This window comes from Actinobacillus suis ATCC 33415 (assembly GCF_000739435.1).
Classification (GTDB): domain Bacteria; phylum Pseudomonadota; class Gammaproteobacteria; order Enterobacterales; family Pasteurellaceae; genus Actinobacillus; species Actinobacillus suis.
Map to the genome: position 1 here is coordinate 1,902,483 of NZ_CP009159.1, position 18,210 is coordinate 1,920,692.

Consider the following 18,210-nt stretch of genomic DNA (forward strand, 5'->3'; position numbering starts at 1 on the left):
ATGTCCTTACTACTTAAAGCCAAAGCGCACCGCATACCTGAGGTTAGAAACCAGCGTCCCAATCCACCGTAATTGTTTTGGTGGCGAGATCTACTCTTTTAACTACTTGTTCATATAAGAACGGAATTAATCGTTCTTGCTTACCGAAAGCATCTTTACTGTTAGCACGCACAACCAATACATCATTTGAACCTGTTTCCATTAATTCAGTCACAACGCCCATGGTATAGCCTTCGAGATTTACCACTTGGCAGCCGATTAAATCGTGCCAATAATAATCCCCTTCTTCCAATTCAGGAAACACAGATAAATCCACACCGATTTCGGCATTCGTTAGTAACTGCGCGCTTTCACGGTCGTCAGTACCTTTTAATTTCACAATCAAATCATTGCTGTGGTAACGCCAACTTTCTAATTCGATTGGTTGCCATTGTCCCTTAATTTTTAAGAACCAAGGCTGATAATCGAAGATACTTTCAGTTTCTTCAGTTGATGAATAGAGGCGTAACCAGCCACGAATCCCATAGGTTGACCCCAGTTTTCCGACAACTTCAATTTTTTGTTCGCTCATGCTACTCACCTACTTTGCAAAATTTTTAATAAATTAAGCCGCTTTACGAGCTTCTTTCACTAAAGATGCAACACGATCTGAAAGCTCAGCACCTTTAGCAACCCAAGCATCAACTTTAGCCACGTCTAAACGTAAACGTTCAGCTTGGCCTGCAGCTAATGGATTGAAGAAACCGATACGCTCGATGAAACGACCGTCACGTGGTGAACGGCTGTCTGCTACCACGATTTGATAGAATGGGCGTTTTTTAGCTCCGCCACGAGTTAAACGAATGGTTACCATAACCTTCCTCTAAAAATGTTGATAGTAAAAAAGAAAACCCTCGTTCGAGGTGAGGGTACTGATATGCTTTAATCATCTAAAAAAGATAGAAAAAGCGGATAGATTATACCGATTTTCCACTAAATTACAAGAAAAGATCTTTGCTACGATAAAGCAAATCGGTAAGAAAAAGTTTAAAAGTATTAGAAAAAAACAAAGCCCGAGATAACTCGGGCTTTTCAAATTAAGCTATTTAGCTATTATTCCGCAGCTGCTTCAGCAACTTCTGGACGGTCAACTAACTCAATGTAAGCCATTGGTGCGTTGTCGCCTGCACGGAAACCACATTTTAAGATACGAGTATAACCACCCGCACGTTGTGCAAAACGTGGACCTAATTCATTGAATAATTTAGCAACTGTTTCTACGTTGCGAGTACGAGCAAAAGCTAAGCGGCGATTTGCAACGCTATCTTCTTTTGCTAAAGTAATTAATGGTTCAACTACACGACGTAACTCTTTAGCTTTAGGTAAAGTTGTTTTAATGATCTCGTGACCGATTAAAGAACTTGCCATATTACGGAACATCGCTTGGCGATGGCTGCTGTTACGGTTTAATTGACGTCCACTCTTACGATGGCGCATAACCTATTCCTTCTTAGAAAATCTAATACCTAAAATTAGTCTTCAGCAATACTTGCTGGAGGCCAATTCTCAAGGCGCATACCCAGTGATAAGCCACGAGAAGCAAGCACATCCTTAATCTCAGTAAGTGATTTCTTACCAAGGTTAGGGGTTTTTAATAACTCAACTTCTGTACGTTGTACTAAATCACCGATATAGTGAATTGTCTCTGCTTTCAAACAGTTAGCAGAACGAACCGTCAACTCTAAGTCATCTACTGGACGAAGTAAAATCGGATCAAATTCCGGTTTCTCTTCTTTAACTTCAGGCTGACGAACATCACGTAAATCAACGAATGCATCTAGCTGTTCTGCTAAAATCGTTGCAGCGCGACGAATGGCTTCTTCTGGATCGATTGTGCCATTAGTTTCCATCTCAATGATAAGTTTATCTAAGTCTGTACGTTGTTCTACACGAGCAGCTTCAACATTATAAGCAATGCGATCTACTGGGCTAAAACGAGCGTCAACTAATAAACGACCGATTGGACGATCTTCATCTTGAGAATGTACACGAGCTGATGCTGGCACATAACCACGACCGCGTTGAACACGGATACGCATATTGATTGATGCGTTTTTATCTGTCAAATGACAAATAACGTGATTTGGATTTACAATTTCTACGTCACCATCGTGCGTAATGTCGGCTGCAGTCACAGGGCCAATTCCAGACTTATTAAGTGTCAGGATGATATCATCTTTATTTGACACTTTTACCGCTAGACCTTTAAGGTTTAACAATACTTCAAGAATATCTTCTTGTACGCCTTCTTTGCTGCTGTATTCATGTAATACACCATCAATTTCAACTTCTGTTACTGCACAGCCTGGCATAGACGAAAGTAAAATGCGACGAAGTGCGTTACCTAATGTATGGCCAAAACCACGTTCTAACGGCTCTAAGGTCACTTTTGCGTGAGTTGAACTAATTTGTTCAATGTTCACTAAGTGCGGCTTTAAAAATTCTGTCACAGAACCCTGCATTTTATCCTCTCTTTGTTTTTAAGCTTTATTTACTAATTTAATAATGTAATTTTAAAAAATTAACTATTATTTAGAGTAAAGCTCAACGATCAGATGTTCGTTAATATCTGCTGATAAGTCAGAGCGTTCAGGAGTACGTTTAAATACACCTTCCATCTTAGTTGCATCAACTTCTAACCAAGTTGGTTTTTCACGTTGAGTTGCTAATTCTAATGATGCTTTGATACGTGCTTGTTTTTTAGATTTCTCACGAACAGCAACTACATCATCAACAGAAACTTGATAAGAAGGAATATTCACTACACGACCGTTTACTACGATAGATTTGTGGCTTACAAGCTGACGTGCTTCAGCACGAGTTGCAGCAAAACCCATACGGTAAACTACGTTGTCTAAACGACCTTCTAATAATACTAATAAGTTCTCACCGGTATTACCTTTTAAGCGGTTTGCTTCTGTATAGTAATTACGGAATTGACGTTCTAAGATACCATAGATACGGCGAACTTTTTGTTTTTCACGTAACTGACTACCGTAGTCAGATAAACGTGGCTTGCGTGCACCGTGTTGACCTGGTGCTACATCAAGACGATTTCTACATTTTGATTCAATCGCACGAACGCCTGATTTAAGGAATAAATCAGTACCTTCACGACGGCTTAGCTTGAGCTTAGGACCCAAATATCTTGCCATTTTCTTTCTCCAATTATTCTAACGTCAATTAAACGCGACGTTTTTTCGGTGGACGACAACCGTTATGAGGAATCGGAGTCACATCAGTAATGTTCGTGATACGGAAACCTGCTGCATTTAATGCACGGATTGTTGATTCACGACCTGGACCCGGACCTTTAACCATAACTTCCAAGTTCTTTAAGCCGAATTCTTTAACAGCTTCAGCACAACGTTCTGCAGCAACTTGTGCAGCAAACGGAGTTGATTTACGAGAACCACGGAAACCTGAACCACCTGCAGTTGCCCATGCTAGAGCGTTACCTTGACGGTCAGTAATAGTCACGATTGTGTTATTGAAAGATGCGTGGATATGAGCTACGCCATCTGCAATCTGTTTTTTAACGCGCTTACGTGCGCGAACTGGTGTTTTAGCCATTATTTATCTACTCCGATTATTTTTTGATCGGTTTGCGTGGACCCTTACGAGTACGCGCATTAGTCTTAGTACGTTGACCACGTACTGGTAAACTACGACGATGACGTAAACCACGGTAGCAACCTAAGTCTAAAAGACGTTTGATGCTTAATGTTACTTCACGACGTAAATCACCTTCGACAGTAAATTTACCAACTTCTTCACGCAGTTTTTCAATCTGCTCTTCAGACAATTCTCTGATCTTTACATCTTCAGCAATACCCGTTGCTGCACAGATAGCTTTAGCACGAGTTTTACCGATACCGTAAATTGCAGTTAATGCGATTACAGTGTGTTTTTGATCAGGAATGTTAATGCCTGCAATACGGGCCACTATGCACTCCTATTATTTAAGTTTATTGATATGCTGATCTTGAAAAGCCCGTTTCAGGATACTCAAACAGCATATCAGGACGAATGAGCTGAGCAGTATACCTGCTCAGCGGGTTCTTTGCAAGAAAGAATACTAATTAACCTTGACGTTGTTTGTGTTTAGGATCGCTACAAATTACGCGAACAACACCTTCACGTTTAACAACTTTACAGTTACGGCATAATTTCTTAACTGAAGCACGAACTTTCATTGCTTATCCTTTTTGATCTAAGGGACTACTGCCCTAAGCCTTTCAAATTGGCTTTCTTCAACACAGAGTCATATTGTAATGACATTAAATGACTTTGAACCTGTGCGATGAAATCCATAATAACTACCACTACGATTAACAGTGAAGTACCGCCTAATTGGAATGGTACTTTCCATAAAGATGTAATGATATAAGGAACCAAACAAACAAAAGTAATATACAACGCACCGATTAAGGTTAAGCGTGTCATCACTTTATCAATATAACGTGATGTTTGTTCGCCTGGTCGATAACCTGGTACAAACGCACCTGATTTCTTCAAATTATCCGCTGTATCACGAGGATTATATTGCATTCCCGTATAGAAGAATGCAAAGAAGATTACTGCCATTGTGAATAACACAATATATAACGGTTGTCCTGGCTGTAATAATTGTGATAAGTCAAATAACCATTCAAGTCCTTCGCTTTGACCAAACCACTGCGTAATACTCGCAGGGAATAAGATGATACTTGACGCGAAGATTGCAGGAATTACACCTGCCATATTAACTTTTAATGGTAAATGAGAAGATCTAGCTGGCGCCATCATTCTGCCTTGCTGGCGACTTGCATAATTTACCACAATTCTTCTTTGTCCGCGTTCAACAAAGACAACAAAATATGTTACCGCAAATGCGATTACAGCTACTAATAAAAGAACAAGTGGAGAAATTTCGCCTTGACGAGCTTGCTCAATTGTTTGCCCAATTGTCGCCGGTAAATCCGCAACAATACCTGCAAAGATAATCAAAGAGATACCGTTACCGATACCACGCTCAGTGATTTGCTCACCTAACCACATTAGGAACATTGTTCCCGTAACTAGGCTGATTACAGAAGTTACATAGAATAAGATACTTGGATTAGGAACTAATCCTTGCAACATATTCGGTAGGGCAATGGAAATACCAATAGACTGAATAAATGCTAATAACAAAGTAGCATAGCGAGTATATTTACTAATTTTTCGACGTCCCGCTTCACCTTCTTTTTTTAGCTCAGCTAAAGGAGGATGAATCGCTGTCAATAATTGAACAATAATTGACGCCGAAATATAAGGCATAATACCTAACGCAAATATAGACGCTCGGCTTAAAGCACCACCAGAGAACATATTAAACATATCAATGATGGTGCCTTGCTGTTGTCGAACTAATTCGGATAATACAGAAGCATCAATGCCAGGAACAGGTATAAAAGAACCGATACGGAAAACGATTAACGCACCTAAAACAAATAATAATCTTGATTTAAGCTCGCCAGTCCCTTTTTGTGTACTACCTTGGTACCCTGGTTGCTTTGCCATCTATTATTCCTCGATAGAACCGCCAGCAGCTTCGATAGCAGCTTTAGCACCTTTAGTTACACGTAAACCTTTAACTATAACCGCTTTTTCAATTTTACCTGCTAAAATTACTTTTGCAGATAAAATATCTTTAGTGATTACGTTAGCAGCTTTAAGAGCTTCTAAAGTTACTTCGTTACCATCTACTTTAGCTAAGTCGTTTAAACGAATTTCAGCTACGTGGAATGATTTTAATGAAGTAAAACCAAATTTTGGTAAACGACGGTATAAAGGCATTTGACCACCCTCGAAACCACGACGAACGCCGCTGCCTGTACGAGATTTTTGACCTTTATGACCACGACCACCAGTTTTACCTAAACCAGAACCGATACCACGACCTAAACGTTTAGCACTGTGCTTAGCACCTTCAGCTGGAGAAAGAGAATTTAAACGCATTCTATTATTCCTCCACTTTAACCATATATGACACTTGATTAATCATACCACGAACTGCCGGAGTATCGATTAATTCAACTGTATGACGAATATGACGAAGACCTAAGCCTTTTAACGTTGCTTTATGTTTCGGTAAACGAGCGATAGAGCTACGAGTTTGAGTTACTTTAATTGTTTTTGCCATATTCAATTACCCCAAAATTTCTTCAACAGTTTTACCACGTTTAGCGGCAACCATTTCAGGTGATTTCATATTTGCAAGTGCATCAATTGTTGCACGAACAACGTTGATTGGGTTGGTTGAACCGTATGCTTTAGAAAGAACGTTGTGAACGCCTGCTACTTCTAACACAGCACGCATTGCACCACCAGCGATGATACCAGTACCTTCGCTAGCTGGCTGCATGAATACACGTGAACCAGTGTGTGAACCTTTAACAGGGTGTTGTAATGTGCCTTCGTTTAAAGCTACGTTAATCATATTGCGACGAGCTTTTTCCATCGCTTTTTGGATCGCTGCTGGAACTTCACGTGCTTTACCGTAACCAAAACCAACACGACCGTTACCATCGCCTACTACTGTTAAAGCAGTGAAGCTCATGATACGACCACCTTTTACGGTTTTTGATACACGGTTAACCGCGATTAGCTTTTCCTGCAGTTCACCAGCTTGTTTTTCGATGTTTGACATCTCAAATTCCTCTATTAGAACTGTAGACCAGCTTCACGAGCAGCGTCTGCTAATACTTGCACACGACCGTGGTATTTGAAACCTGAACGATCAAATGCAACTGCTTGAATACCTTTAGCTAAAGCACGCTCTGCAACTAATTTACCAACTACTGCAGCTGCGTCTTTATTACCAGTGTATTTAACTTGCTCTTTAATTACTTTCTCAACAGTTGAAGCTGCTGCTAGTACTTCTGAGCCATTAGGTGCAATAACCTGCGCATAAATATGGCGAGGTGTGCGATGCACAACCAAACGGGTTGCACCTTGCTCTCTCATTAAATGACGTGCACGGCTTGCACGACGGATACGAGCTACTTTCTTATCCATAGTGTTACCTTACTTTACTTTTTCTTCGCTTCTTTTGTACGAACTACTTCATCAGAGTAACGTACACCTTTGCCTTTATAAGGCTCTGGACGGCGATATGCACGAATATCAGCTGCTACTTGGCCGATTAACTGTTTGTCTGCACTCTTAAGAACGATTTCTGTTTGAGATGGACATTCACCAGTTACGCCAGCTGGCAACGTATGTTCAATTGGGTGTGAATAGCCTAAACTTAAAGCAACTACGTTACCTTTCATTTGTGCTCTATAACCAACACCTACTAATTGCAATTTCTTAGTAAAGCCTTCAGTAACACCGATAACCATAGCATTAACAAGTGCACGAGCAGTACCTGCTTGAGCATCTGCATTTGCAACACCAGCACGTGGTGCGAAAGTTAATGCGTTAGCATCTTGATTTACTTCAACTGCATTATGAATTTCACGAGATAACTCGCCGTTTTTACCTTTAACTGTTAATAGCTGACCGTTGAGTTTTACTTCAACACCGGCAGGAATATTAACAGGTGCTTTTGCAACACGAGACATTCTTCCTACCTCTCTATTATGCTACGTAACAGATAATTTCACCGCCGAGGCCCGCTTGACGCGCTGCACGGTCGGTCATTACACCTTTAGATGTAGAAACAACTGCGATACCTAAACCACCCATAACTTTTGGTAATTCGTCTTTACGTTTGTAAATACGAAGACCTGGACGGCTTACGCGTTGGATACTTTCTACAACTGGTTTATTTTGGAAATATTTTAAAGTGATTTCCAATTCAGGTTTTGAACCTTCAACAATTTTGAAGCTCTCAACATAACCTTCTTCAGCTAAAACGCTTGCAATAGCAACTTTTAACTTAGATGAAGGCATACTGATTGCAACTTTATTCGCAGCTTGACCGTTACGAATACGGGTCAGCATATCTGCGATTGGATCTTGCATGCTCATGTATTTACTCCCATGATTCCAAATTAAAAGAGGTTATTACCAGCTTGCTTTCTTAAGGCCTGGAATTTCACCGCGCATTGCAGCTTCACGTACCTTAATACGGCTTAAACCAAACTTACGAAGTACACCGTGTGGACGACCAGTTTGGCGGCAACGGTTACGCTGACGGCTAGGACTTGAATCGCGTGGAAGTGTTTGTAATTTTAACACTGCTGCCCAACGATCTTCGTCTGAAGAATTTACATCAGAGATGATTTTCTTTAACTCTTCACGTTTAGCGTAGAATTTATCAGCTAATTTAGCACGTTTAACATCACGTGCAATCATTGATTGTTTTGCCACGATAACCTACCTTATTTACGGAATGGGAAATTGAAAGCAGCTAATAAAGCTTGACCTTCTTCATCACTTTTCGCAGTTGTGGTGATAGTAATATCTAAACCACGTACACGATCTACTTTATCATAGTCGATTTCTGGGAAAATGATTTGTTCACGAACACCCATACTGTAATTACCACGACCGTCGAATGACTTCGCATTTAAACCGCGGAAGTCACGGATACGTGGAACAGCGATAGTAATCAATCTTTCAAAGAATTCCCACATACGTTCGCCACGTAGGGTTACTTTGCATCCGATTGGATATCCCTGACGGATTTTAAAGCCTGCAACAGATTTGCGTGCTTTAGTAATTAAAGGTTTCTGACCGCTAATTGCTGTTAGATCCGCTACTGCGTTATCTAAAAGTTTTTTATCGGTCAATGCTTCACCCACACCCATATTCAGGGTAATCTTTTCGATTCGTGGGACTTGCATGACAGATGAGTAGTTGAATTTAGCTTTTAATTCATTAACTACTTGATCTCTGTAGTAATCATGCAGTTTCGCCATCGCATTACTCCAGTTAATTAAATAATTTCATTATTAGATTTGAAGAAACGTACTTTTTTACCATCTTCGAATCTAAAACCTACACGGTCAGCTTTATTTGTTTTCGGGTTGAAAATTGCAACGTTTGATGCATCAATCGCAGCTTCTTTCTTCACTAAGCCACCAGCTTTACCTAAAGCAGGAACTGGTTTTTCATGTTTAGTGATGATTTTAACACCTTCAACAATCACTTTACCGTTTGGTAACACTTGAGTTACCTTACCACGTTTGCCCTTATCTTTACCGGTAAGAACAATTACTTCATCATTTTGACGGATTTTAGCAGCCATTACATTCCCCTTACAGTACTTCTGGAGCTAATGAAATGATCTTCATAAACTTCTCAGAACGAAGTTCACGAGTCACAGGTCCAAAAATACGAGTACCGATTGGTTGCTCAGTGTTATTGTTTAAAATTACACAAGCGTTACCATCGAAACGAATAACTGAGCCATCTGGGCGACGAACACCCTTCTTGGTGCGCACAACAACTGCTTTTAACACATCACCTTTTTTAACTTTACCGCGTGGAATTGCTTCTTTTACAGTAACTTTGATAATGTCGCCAATTGCAGCGTAACGACGGTGCGATCCACCTAGAACCTTGATACACATTACGCTACGAGCCCCTGAGTTATCAGCAACATCCAGCATAGTCTGTTCTTGGATCATATTAGTGCTCCGTTAAATTAAAAAAAACCCTTTCGGGACGAAAATCTACTTGCCCTATGCAAGTAGGTGGCGAATTATACCTCAATAACTCACCCGAAATCAAATAAAATTTACGGGCAAGCGGTAATATTTCCCTCAAAAATTGCAAATAAAAAAGCCCTAATCGCTTATAGCTTTAGGGCTTAAAATTTGCAAAAAACAAGCGGTATTAAACCGCTTGTTTTTAAATAGATTCGTAGATTAAGCTACTGCTTTTTCTACAACACGAACTAAAGTATGTGATTTAGTTTTTGAAACAGGACGACATTCCTTAATTTCTACTACATCACCTAATTTAGCTTCGTTATTTTCATCGTGTACGTGTAATTTAGTAGTACGACGAATGAATTTACCGTATAAAGGGTGTTTCACTGTACGTTCGATAGCAATAACAAATGATTTGTCCATTTTATCGCTAACTACTTTACCTTGTACTGTACGAATTTTATCAGTCATTACTCACCCGCCTTTTCGGTTAATACAGTTTTAACTTGTGCAATACTACGACGCACTTGTTTTAACTGATGGGTTTGTTGAAGCTGACCGGTGGCTGCTTGCATACGCAATTTGAATTGCTCACCTAAAAGGTTGATTAATTCAGCATTCAGCTCTTCAACATTTTTGTTACGTAGTTCTTGAGCTTTCATTACATCACCGTCTTAGTTACAAATGTGGTTTTAAACGGAAGTTTCGCTGCCGCTAACGCAAATGCGTGACGTGCGATTTCTTCAGAAACACCATCCATTTCATATAAAACTTTACCCGGTTGGATTAAAGCTACCCAGTACTCAACGTTACCTTTACCTTTACCCATACGGACTTCTAATGGTTTTTCAGTAATTGGTTTATCTGGGAACACACGGATCCAGATTTTACCTTGACGTTTTACCGCACGAGTCATCGCACGACGAGCAGCTTCGATTTGACGAGCTGTTAAACGACCACGGCCAATTGCTTTTAAACCGAATGTGCCGAAGCTCACTTCTGTACCGCCCGCGATACCACGGTTACGGCCTTTGTGTACTTTACGGAATTTTGTGCGTTTTGGTTGTAACATTCAGTGATTCTCCTTATTTACGACCTTTGCGAGCTGGCTTTTTAGGCTGTGCCGCTGGTTGTTGTTCTGATTCAATCACTGCAGCCATACCACCAAGAATTTCACCTTTGAAGATCCACACTTTAACGCCGATTACGCCGTAAGTTGTGTGAGCTTCTGCAGTGTTATAATCGATGTCTGCACGAAGAGTATGTAATGGCACACGGCCTTCACGATACCATTCTGAGCGAGCAATTTCTGCACCACCTAAACGACCGCTAACTTCAACTTTGATACCTTTAGCACCTAAACGCATTGCGTTTTGTACTGCACGTTTCATTGCACGACGGAACATTACACGACGTTCAAGTTGAGAAGCGATGCTATCAGCAACTAATTTTGCATCTAGCTCTGGTTTTTTCACTTCAGCAATGTTGATTTGAGCAGGAACGCCAGCAATTTGAGATACTGCGTTACGTAATTTTTCAACATCTTCGCCTTTTTTACCGATAACGATACCAGGACGCGCTGTGTGGATAGTTACACGAATGCTTTTCGCAGGACGTTCAATAGTGATACGTGATACTGAAGCGTTCGCTAACTCTTTATTTAAGAATTTACGTACTTTGAAATCGCCTTCTAAGTTATCAGCGAAATCTTGTGTATTCGCGAACCAAGTAGAGTTCCATGGTTTAACAATACCAAGGCGAATACCATTAGGATGTACTTTCTGACCCATTTGTTATTCTCCTACCGATTAACGATCTGACACAACCACTGTAATGTGGCTTGTACGTTTTAAGATACGATCTGCACGACCTTTTGCACGTGGCATTACACGTTTCATGCTTGGACCTTCATCTACGAAGATTTTAGCAACTTTAAGATCGTCTACATCTGCACCATCATTGTGCTCTGCGTTCGCAATAGCTGATTCTAATACTTTCTTAACTAAAGCAGCTGCTTTTTTGTTAGTGAAAGTTAAAATTTCTAATGCTTGCGCAACTTTTTTACCGCGAATTAAGTCAGCAACTAAGCGAGCTTTTTGTGCAGAGGTACGAGCGTAACGATGTTTAGCAATAGTTTCCATCTTTTACCTCTTATTTCTTAGCTTTCTTATCTGCGGCATGACCGCGGTATGTACGAGTCGGTGCAAATTCACCTAATTTATGACCGATCATTTCGTCTGATACATAAACTGGAACATGCTGACGACCATTATGGACTGCGATGGTCAAACCAATCATTGATGGAATGATCATTGAACGACGGGACCAAGTTTTAATTGGTTTTTTATCCCCGCTTTCCACCGCCTTCTCTACCTTCTTCAACAAGTGTAGGTCAAGGAAAGGACCTTTCTTGAGGGAACGTGGCATTGGACTATCCTATATTAATGAATAAAATTATTTGCCACGACGACGTACGATGTATTTATCAGTACGTTTGTTGTGACGAGTTTTCTTACCTTTGGTTTGAACGCCCCAAGGTGTAACAGGGTGTTTACCGAAGTTACGACCCTCACCACCACCGTGTGGGTGGTCTACCGGGTTCATCGCAGTACCACGAACTGTAGGGCGAACGCCTCTCCAGCGGTTAGCACCTGCTTTACCAAGAACGCGAAGCATATGCTCTGAGTTACCTACTTCACCGATGGTTGCAGTACACTCAGCTAATACTTTACGCATTTCGCCTGAACGAAGACGTAAAGTTACATAGTTACCTTCACGAGCGATAATTTGTACGTAAGCACCAGCAGAACGTGCAATTTGACCACCTTTACCAGGTTTTAATTCCACGTTATGAACTGTAGTACCTACTGGGATATTACGCATTGGTAACGCATTACCAGCTTTAATTGGAGCTGAAGCACCCGCTTGAATCGTATCACCAACAGATAAACCTTTTGGTGCTAAGATATAACGGCGTTCACCATCTTTATAAAGCACTAATGCAATGTTCGCAGAACGGTTTGGATCGTATTCTAAACGCTCAACTACTGCAGGGATATCTAACTTATTACGTTTGAAATCCACTAAACGGTAGTGTTGTTTATGACCGCCACCAATGTGACGAGTTGTGATACGACCTAAATTGTTACGACCACCAGTTTTAGATTTGCTATCTAATAAAGGTGCATAAGGTTTACCCTTATGTAATTCTGCGTTAACAACTTTAACTACGTGACGACGACCAGCGGAGGTCGGCTTACATTTAACGATAGCCATTTATAAATTCTCCTCCGTAATTACTCTGCCGCACCTTCAACGAAGTCAAGTGATTGACCTTCTTGAAGAGTAACATAAGCTTTTTTCCAGTCACTACGACGACCTGATTTAGCACCGTGACGTTTAGTTTTACCTTTAACAACAACAGTACGTACAGAATCCACTTTCACTTCAAATAATTGTTCAACTGCGTTAGCAATTTCAACTTTGTTAGCATCTAATGCTACTTTGAAAACGATAGTGTTGCCTTTTTCAGCATTATTCGTCGCTTTTTCAGAGATATGTGGTGCTTTAAGCACTTTTAGCAAACGTTCTTGTTGAATCATGCTAACATCTCCTCAATTTGTTTTACCGCATCAGCTGTGATAACCACTTTATCGAAAGCGATTAAACTTACTGGATCGATACCTTGAACATCACGAACATCTACTTTGTATAAGTTACGTGCTGCTAAGAATAGATTCTCATCTAAGTTTGCAGTAATGATTAAAGCGTCGTTTAACGCTAAATCTTTTAATTTTTGTACTAATACTTTAGTTTTTGGTGCTTCGATTTCGAATTTCTCAACAACCACTAAACGTTCTTGACGAACTAATTCAGAAAGGATGCTTTTGATTGCACCACGGTACATTTTTTTGTTCACTTTTTGGCTGTGATCTTGTGGTTTCGCAGCGAATGTGATACCACCTGAACGCCAGATTGGTGATTTGATATCACCTGAACGTGCGCGACCTGTACCTTTTTGACGCCAAGGTTTTTTACCTGAACCAGACACTTCAGCACGAGTTTTTTGAGCACGTGAACCTTGACGAGCACCTGCTGCATATGCAACAACTACTTGGTGGATTAACGCTTCGTTAAACTCACGTCCGAAGGTAGTTTCAGAAACAGTTAGTGCGTTTGCACCTACAACTTGTAATTCCATCTCTATCTCCTAGACTTATGCTTTAACTGCTGGTTTTACGATAACATCACTATTAGTTGCGCCTGGAACAGCACCTTTAACTAATAATAATTTACGCTCAGCATCTACACGAACAACTTCAAGTGATTGAACGGTTACACGCTCAGCACCTAAGTGTCCTGCCATTTTTTTACCTTTAAACACACGACCTGGAGTTTGGTTTTGACCAATAGAACCAAGTACACGATGTGATAAAGAGTTACCGTGGGTAGCATCTTGAGTACGGAAGTTCCAGCGTTTAACACCGCCAGCAAAACCTTTACCTTTAGAAGTACCAGTAACATCTACTTTTTTAACATCTGTGAAGATGTCAACATTGATTTCTTGACCTAAAGTGAATTCTTCACCTTCAGTACGAAATTCCCATAAACCGCGACCAGCTTCAACACCTGCTTTCACGAAATGGCCTGCTTCTGGCTTAGTTACACGACTAGCTTTTTTAGTACCAGTAGTAACTTGAATTGCAGAATAGCCATCGTTTTCAAGGGTTTTAACTTGAGTAACACGGTTGGCTTCGATTTCGATAACGGTAACTGGAATTGACACGCCGTCTTCAGTGAAAACGCGGGTCATACCAACTTTACGACCGACTAAACCAATCATTGTAATAACCTCTTAAAATTCCCAATTAACCTAGACTAATCTGAACGTCAACGCCAGCAGCTAGATCTAAACGCATTAATGCATCAACAGTTTTTTCTGTTGGTTCAACAATATCAACTAAACGTTTGTGAGTACGGATTTCATATTGGTCACGTGCATCTTTGTTCACGTGTGGAGAAATCAATACAGTAAAACGTTCTTTACGAGTTGGTAAAGGAATTGGACCACGAACTTGTGCACCAGTACGTTTAGCTGTTTCTACGATCTCCGCAGTAGATTGATCAATTAAACGATGATCAAATGCTTTTAAGCGGATACGGATTCTTTGGTTCTGCATTAGACCAGAGCTCCAATTAAAATTTAGCTAATAAAAAAACCGAACTACCACTTAAACCATATAGAATAAGGGAGCGCAGTTATACCTGTATAGTTTCCAAATCGGAAACATTGTATGTACTACAATATCTGTAGTACCGCTTAATAAATGATTACATTAAGCGACTTTAAAATCTTCGTATCTACATCGTAAATACGATGAGTATCAAAGTGCGCGTATATTACACTACTTCTCTGGTAAGCGCAAGAACAATGTGCATCGAAATAAACCATTAATAAAATATGGTTTTTAAATCACAAATCATTGACATTACTTAATTTATTTTACATTATTATACAGCCTCTTAATAGCTTATAGCTATAAGTAAGTGGCCCATAATGAATATAAAGTTACAAAAGTAAATCATCAAAAGGAGCTCGTATGAAATACACAACAAAGGAGTTAGAAAGACTTAAAGCGCTATTGTCCCCTCTCGGGGAGGTGACCTTTAAGCCTTATTTTTCATTCTTAGGTATCTTTAAAAACGATACCATGTTTGCCCTCTACAAAGATCAACATTTATATGTACGCAAATCAGCCCAATATTTAGAAGAAATAACTCAAACAATATCGATTCATTTTCTGGTTGATCGTCATATCAACTGTCGTTCCAAAATATTTTATCTTCTTCCTTCCTCAATTCTTAACAACCTACAAACTTACTCTCACTGGATCACTTCAGCCATTCACGAATATCAACAATCTAAAGCAAAAATTGAAAATCAAAATCAAAACAAAATTCGTATGTTACCAAACTTAAATATCAGTATTGAGAGATTATTGGCTAAAGTCGGTATTTATACAGTAACAGATTTAAAAGCGACAGGTGCTATTAACGTTTTTGTACGTTTAATCCAGCAAGGTTTGGAAGCAACCGCATTGTTATTATTTAAACTATATAGTGCGATTCAATATAAATATATTTATATGCTGACAGAACAAGAAAAACAGAATTTATTAATTGAAGCCGACAATGCGCTTTATCAAGCAGGATTACGGAAAAGATTCATGCTGTGCGTAAAATAAAGTCAGACATAAAAAAACCGACCATTTGGTCGGTTCTTTTATACAAAAAGCAATTACGCTAATTTTTTGATTTGAGCTGCTAATTTTGCTTTGTGGTTAGCTGCTTTGTTAGCGTGGATTAAGCCTTTAGATGCCATACGATCCACTACTTTTTGCATTTCAACGAAAGCTGCTTGTGAAGCTGCTTTATCGCCTGCTGCTACTGCTGCGTATACTTTCTTGATGAATGTACGCATCATTGAGCGTTGGCTTGCGTTGTGTTGGCGGCGTTTTTCAGATTGAACCGCACGTTTTTTTGCTGACTTGATATTAGCCAAGGTCAAACTCCTAAAATATCTGTGTAAAAATTAAAAAACATAAACTTTGGTTTATGTTTAGCTATCGATAGTTTAAATTCATTTTCAACGAGACACGTGCTTGAAAATAACACCGTTTTACTGATAGAAAACGATAGGCGGAGATTTTATCAGTTTTTTTCTGATTTTCCTACAACAAACTGATAAAATTCCATTCAATTTATATGAAGATCTTCATGCAAGCGGTCGGATCCTCGCAATTTTTTGCAAAAAATCACCTAAAAATGACCGCTTATGGAGAAAAAGTGAACTATTCCTCTATTATTTCTATGTTCTATCTCTAACAGGCATATGTGGTTCTTCACTTTTTTGTATTAACCTTTGTTAAACTAACTTTTTCTTTCCTATTTATAGTAAGCGATATTCTATGAGCAAAAAACTTCTTAAATCGGGCATATTAGTAAGTAGTATGACTCTCATTTCTCGCATCTTAGGTTTAGTACGAGACGTAGTTATCGCCGGATTACTCGGTGCCGGAGCGATGTCAGATGTATTCCTATTTGCTAATCGTATTCCGAACTTTTTACGCCGCCTATTTGCGGAAGGCGCCTTTTCAAAGGCATTCGTGCCGGTACTTGCCGAATATAACGCCGATAACGATTTGGATAAAACCCGTGAATTTGTCGCAAAAGTATCGGGTACATTAGGCGGTTTAGTCACCATTGTGACTTTGGTGGCAATGATTGGCTCACCGGTAGTTGCAGCATTATTCGGTACCGGTTGGTTTATGGATTGGGTCAATGACGGCCCTGACGCACAAAAATTCACCCAAGCTTCATTACTGCTGAAAATCACTTTTCCTTATTTATGGTTTATTACCTTCGTGGCACTGTCCGGTGCAGTATTAAATACCATTGGTAAGTTTGGGGTAATGGCGTTTTCGCCGGTATTACTGAATATTGCGATGATCAGTATGGCGTTATTCGGTGCAGATTACTTCGAACAACCCGATGTTGCCTTAGCTTGGGGGATCTTTCTCGGCGGCTTGCTGCAATTCTTATTCCAAATCCCATTTATGAAAAAAGAAGGTTTACTGGTTAAACCGAAATGGGCGTGGAAAGATGAAGGGGTCACCAAAGTCCGCAACTTAATGATTCCGGCATTGTTTGGGGTTTCCGTTACCCAACTCAACCTGTTAATCAACCAAATTATTGCCAGTTTCTTGGTCACCGGTTCAATTACATGGCTCTATTATTCCGACCGCTTAATCGAGTTTCCGCTCGGGCTATTCGGTATAGCGATTTCAACGGTAGTATTACCGAGTTTATCTCGTATTGCGAAGAAAAAAGAAATTGACGACGCACAGCGTGCGGTCGAATTCCAAGGCACGATGGACTGGGGTGTGAGAATGGTGCTATTACTCGGCATTCCGGCAATGATTGGTATCGCAGTATTAGCACAGCCGCTAATGATGACTATCTTTATGCGAGGCAAATTCGGTTTATCGGATGTGGTAGCCACCTCTCATGCATTATGGATTATGTGCCTAGGCTTAAACAGTTATATGTTAATCAGTATTTTGGCAAACGGCTTCTATGCCCGCCAAAATACCAAAACACCAGTCAAAATCGGCATTATTGCCACCATTTGTAATATCTGTTTCGGTGTGTTAGCCATTCCATTCGGCTATCTAGGCTTGGCAATGGCATCGGCACTGTCAGCGGCAGTGAATGCTTCGTTACTTTATCGTGGTCTTGCTAAAGAAGGAGCTTATCGTATTACCGGAAAAACTGCGCTCTTTGTATTAAAAGTCGCTATTTCGGCTTGCTTAATGGGGGCATTGGTTGCTTATTTCTCACCAAGTTTGGAAGGTTGGTATGCGATGACAACTTGGATGAAGGTGTATTGGCTGGCTTGGTTAATTGTCCTAGCAGCGATTGTTTATTTTAGTGCATTATTTGTACTTGGGATTCGTAAGCGAGATTTCAGAGCTTAATAAATATA

33 protein-coding genes are annotated in these 18,210 nt (G+C 40.0%); 2 read left to right on the forward strand and 31 right to left on the reverse strand.

The window, feature by feature from the left end:
* Positions 1–43: 43 nt before the first annotated feature.
* The 30 genes from rimM to rpsJ form a co-directional block, all read right to left on the reverse strand.
* Positions 44–571 (reverse strand): ribosome maturation factor RimM, encoded by a 528-nt coding sequence (gene rimM, locus ASU1_RS08655; RefSeq protein ID WP_039195411.1) that lies wholly within the window; start codon positions 569–571, stop codon positions 44–46.
* Positions 572–604: 33 nt separating this feature from the next.
* Positions 605–853, reverse strand: coding sequence for a 30S ribosomal protein S16 (rpsP, locus tag ASU1_RS08660; protein ID WP_005625134.1), 249 nt, complete (start codon positions 851–853; stop codon positions 605–607).
* A gap of 239 nt (positions 854–1,092) precedes the next feature.
* Positions 1,093–1,476: a 50S ribosomal protein L17 gene (rplQ, locus tag ASU1_RS08665; RefSeq protein ID WP_014992360.1), complete on the reverse strand. Its 384-nt coding sequence runs from the start codon at positions 1,474–1,476 to the stop codon at positions 1,093–1,095.
* 35 nt (positions 1,477–1,511) lie between these two features.
* On the reverse strand, positions 1,512–2,501 hold the full coding sequence (locus ASU1_RS08670; RefSeq protein WP_014992361.1) for a DNA-directed RNA polymerase subunit alpha: 990 nt from the start codon (positions 2,499–2,501) through the stop codon (positions 1,512–1,514).
* A 66-nt stretch (positions 2,502–2,567) separates the two neighbouring features.
* Positions 2,568–3,194: a 30S ribosomal protein S4 gene (gene rpsD / locus ASU1_RS08675; RefSeq protein ID WP_005599325.1), complete on the reverse strand. Its 627-nt coding sequence runs from the start codon at positions 3,192–3,194 to the stop codon at positions 2,568–2,570.
* Between the two features lie 28 nt (positions 3,195–3,222).
* The gene (gene rpsK, locus ASU1_RS08680) at positions 3,223–3,612 is read right to left on the reverse strand and encodes a 30S ribosomal protein S11 (protein ID WP_005599323.1); all 390 of its coding nucleotides are present in this window, start codon (positions 3,610–3,612) and stop codon (positions 3,223–3,225) included.
* A gap of 16 nt (positions 3,613–3,628) precedes the next feature.
* Positions 3,629–3,985: a 30S ribosomal protein S13 gene (gene rpsM, locus ASU1_RS08685; protein WP_005599322.1), complete on the reverse strand. Its 357-nt coding sequence runs from the start codon at positions 3,983–3,985 to the stop codon at positions 3,629–3,631.
* Positions 3,986–4,121: 136 nt separating this feature from the next.
* On the reverse strand, positions 4,122–4,235 hold the full coding sequence (gene rpmJ, locus ASU1_RS08690) for a 50S ribosomal protein L36 (RefSeq protein WP_005599318.1): 114 nt from the start codon (positions 4,233–4,235) through the stop codon (positions 4,122–4,124).
* 25 nt (positions 4,236–4,260) lie between these two features.
* The gene (gene secY / locus ASU1_RS08695; protein ID WP_014992362.1) at positions 4,261–5,583 is read right to left on the reverse strand and encodes a preprotein translocase subunit SecY; all 1,323 of its coding nucleotides are present in this window, start codon (positions 5,581–5,583) and stop codon (positions 4,261–4,263) included.
* Positions 5,584–5,586: 3 nt separating this feature from the next.
* Positions 5,587–6,021, reverse strand: a complete 435-nt coding sequence (gene rplO, locus ASU1_RS08700) for a 50S ribosomal protein L15 (protein WP_014992363.1) — start codon at positions 6,019–6,021, stop codon at positions 5,587–5,589.
* A gap of 4 nt (positions 6,022–6,025) precedes the next feature.
* Positions 6,026–6,205 carry a 50S ribosomal protein L30 gene (rpmD, locus tag ASU1_RS08705; protein WP_005599315.1) on the reverse strand — a complete coding sequence of 60 codons (180 nt, stop codon included), beginning with the start codon at positions 6,203–6,205 and terminating at the stop codon, positions 6,026–6,028.
* A gap of 6 nt (positions 6,206–6,211) precedes the next feature.
* Positions 6,212–6,712, reverse strand: a complete 501-nt coding sequence (gene rpsE, locus ASU1_RS08710) for a 30S ribosomal protein S5 (protein ID WP_005625147.1) — start codon at positions 6,710–6,712, stop codon at positions 6,212–6,214.
* 14 nt (positions 6,713–6,726) lie between these two features.
* Complete coding sequence (rplR, locus tag ASU1_RS08715; protein ID WP_005625149.1) at positions 6,727–7,080, reverse strand: 50S ribosomal protein L18; 354 nt, start codon at positions 7,078–7,080, stop codon at positions 6,727–6,729.
* Positions 7,081–7,094: 14 nt separating this feature from the next.
* A complete protein-coding gene (gene rplF / locus ASU1_RS08720; protein ID WP_014992364.1) occupies positions 7,095–7,628 on the reverse strand; it encodes a 50S ribosomal protein L6 in 534 nt (177 codons plus the stop codon).
* Between the two features lie 16 nt (positions 7,629–7,644).
* Positions 7,645–8,037 (reverse strand): 30S ribosomal protein S8, encoded by a 393-nt coding sequence (gene rpsH / locus ASU1_RS08725; protein WP_005619408.1) that lies wholly within the window; start codon positions 8,035–8,037, stop codon positions 7,645–7,647.
* A gap of 36 nt (positions 8,038–8,073) precedes the next feature.
* On the reverse strand, positions 8,074–8,379 hold the full coding sequence (gene rpsN / locus ASU1_RS08730; RefSeq protein WP_005625153.1) for a 30S ribosomal protein S14: 306 nt from the start codon (positions 8,377–8,379) through the stop codon (positions 8,074–8,076).
* 11 nt (positions 8,380–8,390) lie between these two features.
* A complete protein-coding gene (rplE, locus tag ASU1_RS08735; protein WP_005619405.1) occupies positions 8,391–8,930 on the reverse strand; it encodes a 50S ribosomal protein L5 in 540 nt (179 codons plus the stop codon).
* Positions 8,931–8,947: 17 nt separating this feature from the next.
* Complete coding sequence (gene rplX / locus ASU1_RS08740; protein WP_014992365.1) at positions 8,948–9,259, reverse strand: 50S ribosomal protein L24; 312 nt, start codon at positions 9,257–9,259, stop codon at positions 8,948–8,950.
* 10 nt (positions 9,260–9,269) lie between these two features.
* Positions 9,270–9,641, reverse strand: coding sequence for a 50S ribosomal protein L14 (rplN, locus tag ASU1_RS08745; RefSeq protein ID WP_005619403.1), 372 nt, complete (start codon positions 9,639–9,641; stop codon positions 9,270–9,272).
* Between the two features lie 240 nt (positions 9,642–9,881).
* The gene (rpsQ, locus tag ASU1_RS08750; RefSeq protein WP_014992366.1) at positions 9,882–10,136 is read right to left on the reverse strand and encodes a 30S ribosomal protein S17; all 255 of its coding nucleotides are present in this window, start codon (positions 10,134–10,136) and stop codon (positions 9,882–9,884) included.
* The gene (gene rpmC / locus ASU1_RS08755) at positions 10,136–10,327 is read right to left on the reverse strand and encodes a 50S ribosomal protein L29 (RefSeq protein ID WP_005599295.1); all 192 of its coding nucleotides are present in this window, start codon (positions 10,325–10,327) and stop codon (positions 10,136–10,138) included. The genes rpsQ and rpmC overlap by 1 nt, the downstream gene beginning before the upstream one ends.
* Positions 10,327–10,737, reverse strand: a complete 411-nt coding sequence (gene rplP, locus ASU1_RS08760; protein ID WP_005625160.1) for a 50S ribosomal protein L16 — start codon at positions 10,735–10,737, stop codon at positions 10,327–10,329. The genes rpmC and rplP overlap by 1 nt, the downstream gene beginning before the upstream one ends.
* A gap of 13 nt (positions 10,738–10,750) precedes the next feature.
* Positions 10,751–11,455 (reverse strand): 30S ribosomal protein S3, encoded by a 705-nt coding sequence (gene rpsC, locus ASU1_RS08765; protein WP_014992367.1) that lies wholly within the window; start codon positions 11,453–11,455, stop codon positions 10,751–10,753.
* A gap of 18 nt (positions 11,456–11,473) precedes the next feature.
* Positions 11,474–11,806: a 50S ribosomal protein L22 gene (gene rplV, locus ASU1_RS08770; RefSeq protein ID WP_005599292.1), complete on the reverse strand. Its 333-nt coding sequence runs from the start codon at positions 11,804–11,806 to the stop codon at positions 11,474–11,476.
* Positions 11,807–11,816: 10 nt separating this feature from the next.
* Positions 11,817–12,092: a 30S ribosomal protein S19 gene (gene rpsS / locus ASU1_RS08775; protein ID WP_005539416.1), complete on the reverse strand. Its 276-nt coding sequence runs from the start codon at positions 12,090–12,092 to the stop codon at positions 11,817–11,819.
* A gap of 27 nt (positions 12,093–12,119) precedes the next feature.
* On the reverse strand, positions 12,120–12,941 hold the full coding sequence (rplB, locus tag ASU1_RS08780) for a 50S ribosomal protein L2 (RefSeq protein WP_014992368.1): 822 nt from the start codon (positions 12,939–12,941) through the stop codon (positions 12,120–12,122).
* Between the two features lie 20 nt (positions 12,942–12,961).
* The gene (gene rplW, locus ASU1_RS08785; protein WP_005599290.1) at positions 12,962–13,267 is read right to left on the reverse strand and encodes a 50S ribosomal protein L23; all 306 of its coding nucleotides are present in this window, start codon (positions 13,265–13,267) and stop codon (positions 12,962–12,964) included.
* Complete coding sequence (rplD, locus tag ASU1_RS08790) at positions 13,264–13,866, reverse strand: 50S ribosomal protein L4 (RefSeq protein ID WP_005599282.1); 603 nt, start codon at positions 13,864–13,866, stop codon at positions 13,264–13,266. The genes rplW and rplD overlap by 4 nt, the downstream gene beginning before the upstream one ends.
* Positions 13,867–13,881: 15 nt before the next feature.
* Positions 13,882–14,508 carry a 50S ribosomal protein L3 gene (gene rplC / locus ASU1_RS08795; protein WP_014992369.1) on the reverse strand — a complete coding sequence of 209 codons (627 nt, stop codon included), beginning with the start codon at positions 14,506–14,508 and terminating at the stop codon, positions 13,882–13,884.
* A gap of 25 nt (positions 14,509–14,533) precedes the next feature.
* Entirely contained in the window at positions 14,534–14,845 is a 312-nt protein-coding gene (gene rpsJ, locus ASU1_RS08800) for a 30S ribosomal protein S10 (RefSeq protein ID WP_001181005.1), read from the reverse strand.
* A 420-nt stretch (positions 14,846–15,265) separates the two neighbouring features.
* Between rpsJ and ASU1_RS08805 the strand changes: the two genes are divergently transcribed.
* Positions 15,266–15,910 carry a TfoX/Sxy family DNA transformation protein gene (locus ASU1_RS08805; protein ID WP_015674037.1) on the forward strand — a complete coding sequence of 215 codons (645 nt, stop codon included), beginning with the start codon at positions 15,266–15,268 and terminating at the stop codon, positions 15,908–15,910.
* Between the two features lie 53 nt (positions 15,911–15,963).
* Here the strand turns inward: ASU1_RS08805 and rpsT are convergent, their stop codons facing one another.
* Positions 15,964–16,227: a 30S ribosomal protein S20 gene (gene rpsT / locus ASU1_RS08810; protein ID WP_005619152.1), complete on the reverse strand. Its 264-nt coding sequence runs from the start codon at positions 16,225–16,227 to the stop codon at positions 15,964–15,966.
* 406 nt (positions 16,228–16,633) lie between these two features.
* On the opposite strand from rpsT, the gene murJ reads away from it, so the two are divergent.
* Positions 16,634–18,202 carry a murein biosynthesis integral membrane protein MurJ gene (murJ, locus tag ASU1_RS08815; RefSeq protein WP_015674038.1) on the forward strand — a complete coding sequence of 523 codons (1,569 nt, stop codon included), beginning with the start codon at positions 16,634–16,636 and terminating at the stop codon, positions 18,200–18,202.
* Positions 18,203–18,210 lie beyond the last annotated feature (8 nt).

What these genes read in the sequence shown, in the direction of transcription:
- rimM (WP_039195411.1), bottom strand. Translation starts at nt 571, where the DNA reads ATGAGCGAACAAAAAATTGAAGTTGTCGGAAAACTGGGGTCAACCTAT.
- rpsP (WP_005625134.1), bottom strand. Translation starts at nt 853, where the DNA reads ATGGTAACCATTCGTTTAACTCGTGGCGGAGCTAAAAAACGCCCATTC.
- rplQ (WP_014992360.1), bottom strand. Translation starts at nt 1,476, where the DNA reads ATGCGCCATCGTAAGAGTGGACGTCAATTAAACCGTAACAGCAGCCAT.
- ASU1_RS08670 (WP_014992361.1), bottom strand. Translation starts at nt 2,501, where the DNA reads ATGCAGGGTTCTGTGACAGAATTTTTAAAGCCGCACTTAGTGAACATT.
- rpsD (WP_005599325.1), bottom strand. Translation starts at nt 3,194, where the DNA reads ATGGCAAGATATTTGGGTCCTAAGCTCAAGCTAAGCCGTCGTGAAGGT.
- rpsK (WP_005599323.1), bottom strand. Translation starts at nt 3,612, where the DNA reads ATGGCTAAAACACCAGTTCGCGCACGTAAGCGCGTTAAAAAACAGATT.
- rpmJ (WP_005599318.1), bottom strand. Translation starts at nt 4,235, where the DNA reads ATGAAAGTTCGTGCTTCAGTTAAGAAATTATGCCGTAACTGTAAAGTT.
- secY (WP_014992362.1), bottom strand. Translation starts at nt 5,583, where the DNA reads ATGGCAAAGCAACCAGGGTACCAAGGTAGTACACAAAAAGGGACTGGC.
- rplO (WP_014992363.1), bottom strand. Translation starts at nt 6,021, where the DNA reads ATGCGTTTAAATTCTCTTTCTCCAGCTGAAGGTGCTAAGCACAGTGCT.
- rpmD (WP_005599315.1), bottom strand. Translation starts at nt 6,205, where the DNA reads ATGGCAAAAACAATTAAAGTAACTCAAACTCGTAGCTCTATCGCTCGT.
- rpsE (WP_005625147.1), bottom strand. Translation starts at nt 6,712, where the DNA reads ATGTCAAACATCGAAAAACAAGCTGGTGAACTGCAGGAAAAGCTAATC.
- rplR (WP_005625149.1), bottom strand. Translation starts at nt 7,080, where the DNA reads ATGGATAAGAAAGTAGCTCGTATCCGTCGTGCAAGCCGTGCACGTCAT.
- rplF (WP_014992364.1), bottom strand. Translation starts at nt 7,628, where the DNA reads ATGTCTCGTGTTGCAAAAGCACCTGTTAATATTCCTGCCGGTGTTGAA.
- rpsH (WP_005619408.1), bottom strand. Translation starts at nt 8,037, where the DNA reads ATGAGCATGCAAGATCCAATCGCAGATATGCTGACCCGTATTCGTAAC.
- rplE (WP_005619405.1), bottom strand. Translation starts at nt 8,930, where the DNA reads ATGGCGAAACTGCATGATTACTACAGAGATCAAGTAGTTAATGAATTA.
- rplX (WP_014992365.1), bottom strand. Translation starts at nt 9,259, where the DNA reads ATGGCTGCTAAAATCCGTCAAAATGATGAAGTAATTGTTCTTACCGGT.
- rplN (WP_005619403.1), bottom strand. Translation starts at nt 9,641, where the DNA reads ATGATCCAAGAACAGACTATGCTGGATGTTGCTGATAACTCAGGGGCT.
- rpsQ (WP_014992366.1), bottom strand. Translation starts at nt 10,136, where the DNA reads ATGACTGATAAAATTCGTACAGTACAAGGTAAAGTAGTTAGCGATAAA.
- rpmC (WP_005599295.1), bottom strand. Translation starts at nt 10,327, where the DNA reads ATGAAAGCTCAAGAACTACGTAACAAAAATGTTGAAGAGCTGAATGCT.
- rplP (WP_005625160.1), bottom strand. Translation starts at nt 10,737, where the DNA reads ATGTTACAACCAAAACGCACAAAATTCCGTAAAGTACACAAAGGCCGT.
- rpsC (WP_014992367.1), bottom strand. Translation starts at nt 11,455, where the DNA reads ATGGGTCAGAAAGTACATCCTAATGGTATTCGCCTTGGTATTGTTAAA.
- rplV (WP_005599292.1), bottom strand. Translation starts at nt 11,806, where the DNA reads ATGGAAACTATTGCTAAACATCGTTACGCTCGTACCTCTGCACAAAAA.
- rpsS (WP_005539416.1), bottom strand. Translation starts at nt 12,092, where the DNA reads ATGCCACGTTCCCTCAAGAAAGGTCCTTTCCTTGACCTACACTTGTTG.
- rplB (WP_014992368.1), bottom strand. Translation starts at nt 12,941, where the DNA reads ATGGCTATCGTTAAATGTAAGCCGACCTCCGCTGGTCGTCGTCACGTA.
- rplW (WP_005599290.1), bottom strand. Translation starts at nt 13,267, where the DNA reads ATGATTCAACAAGAACGTTTGCTAAAAGTGCTTAAAGCACCACATATC.
- rplD (WP_005599282.1), bottom strand. Translation starts at nt 13,866, where the DNA reads ATGGAATTACAAGTTGTAGGTGCAAACGCACTAACTGTTTCTGAAACT.
- rplC (WP_014992369.1), bottom strand. Translation starts at nt 14,508, where the DNA reads ATGATTGGTTTAGTCGGTCGTAAAGTTGGTATGACCCGCGTTTTCACT.
- rpsJ (WP_001181005.1), bottom strand. Translation starts at nt 14,845, where the DNA reads ATGCAGAACCAAAGAATCCGTATCCGCTTAAAAGCATTTGATCATCGT.
- ASU1_RS08805 (WP_015674037.1), top strand. Translation starts at nt 15,266, where the DNA reads ATGAAATACACAACAAAGGAGTTAGAAAGACTTAAAGCGCTATTGTCC.
- murJ (WP_015674038.1), top strand. Translation starts at nt 16,634, where the DNA reads ATGAGCAAAAAACTTCTTAAATCGGGCATATTAGTAAGTAGTATGACT.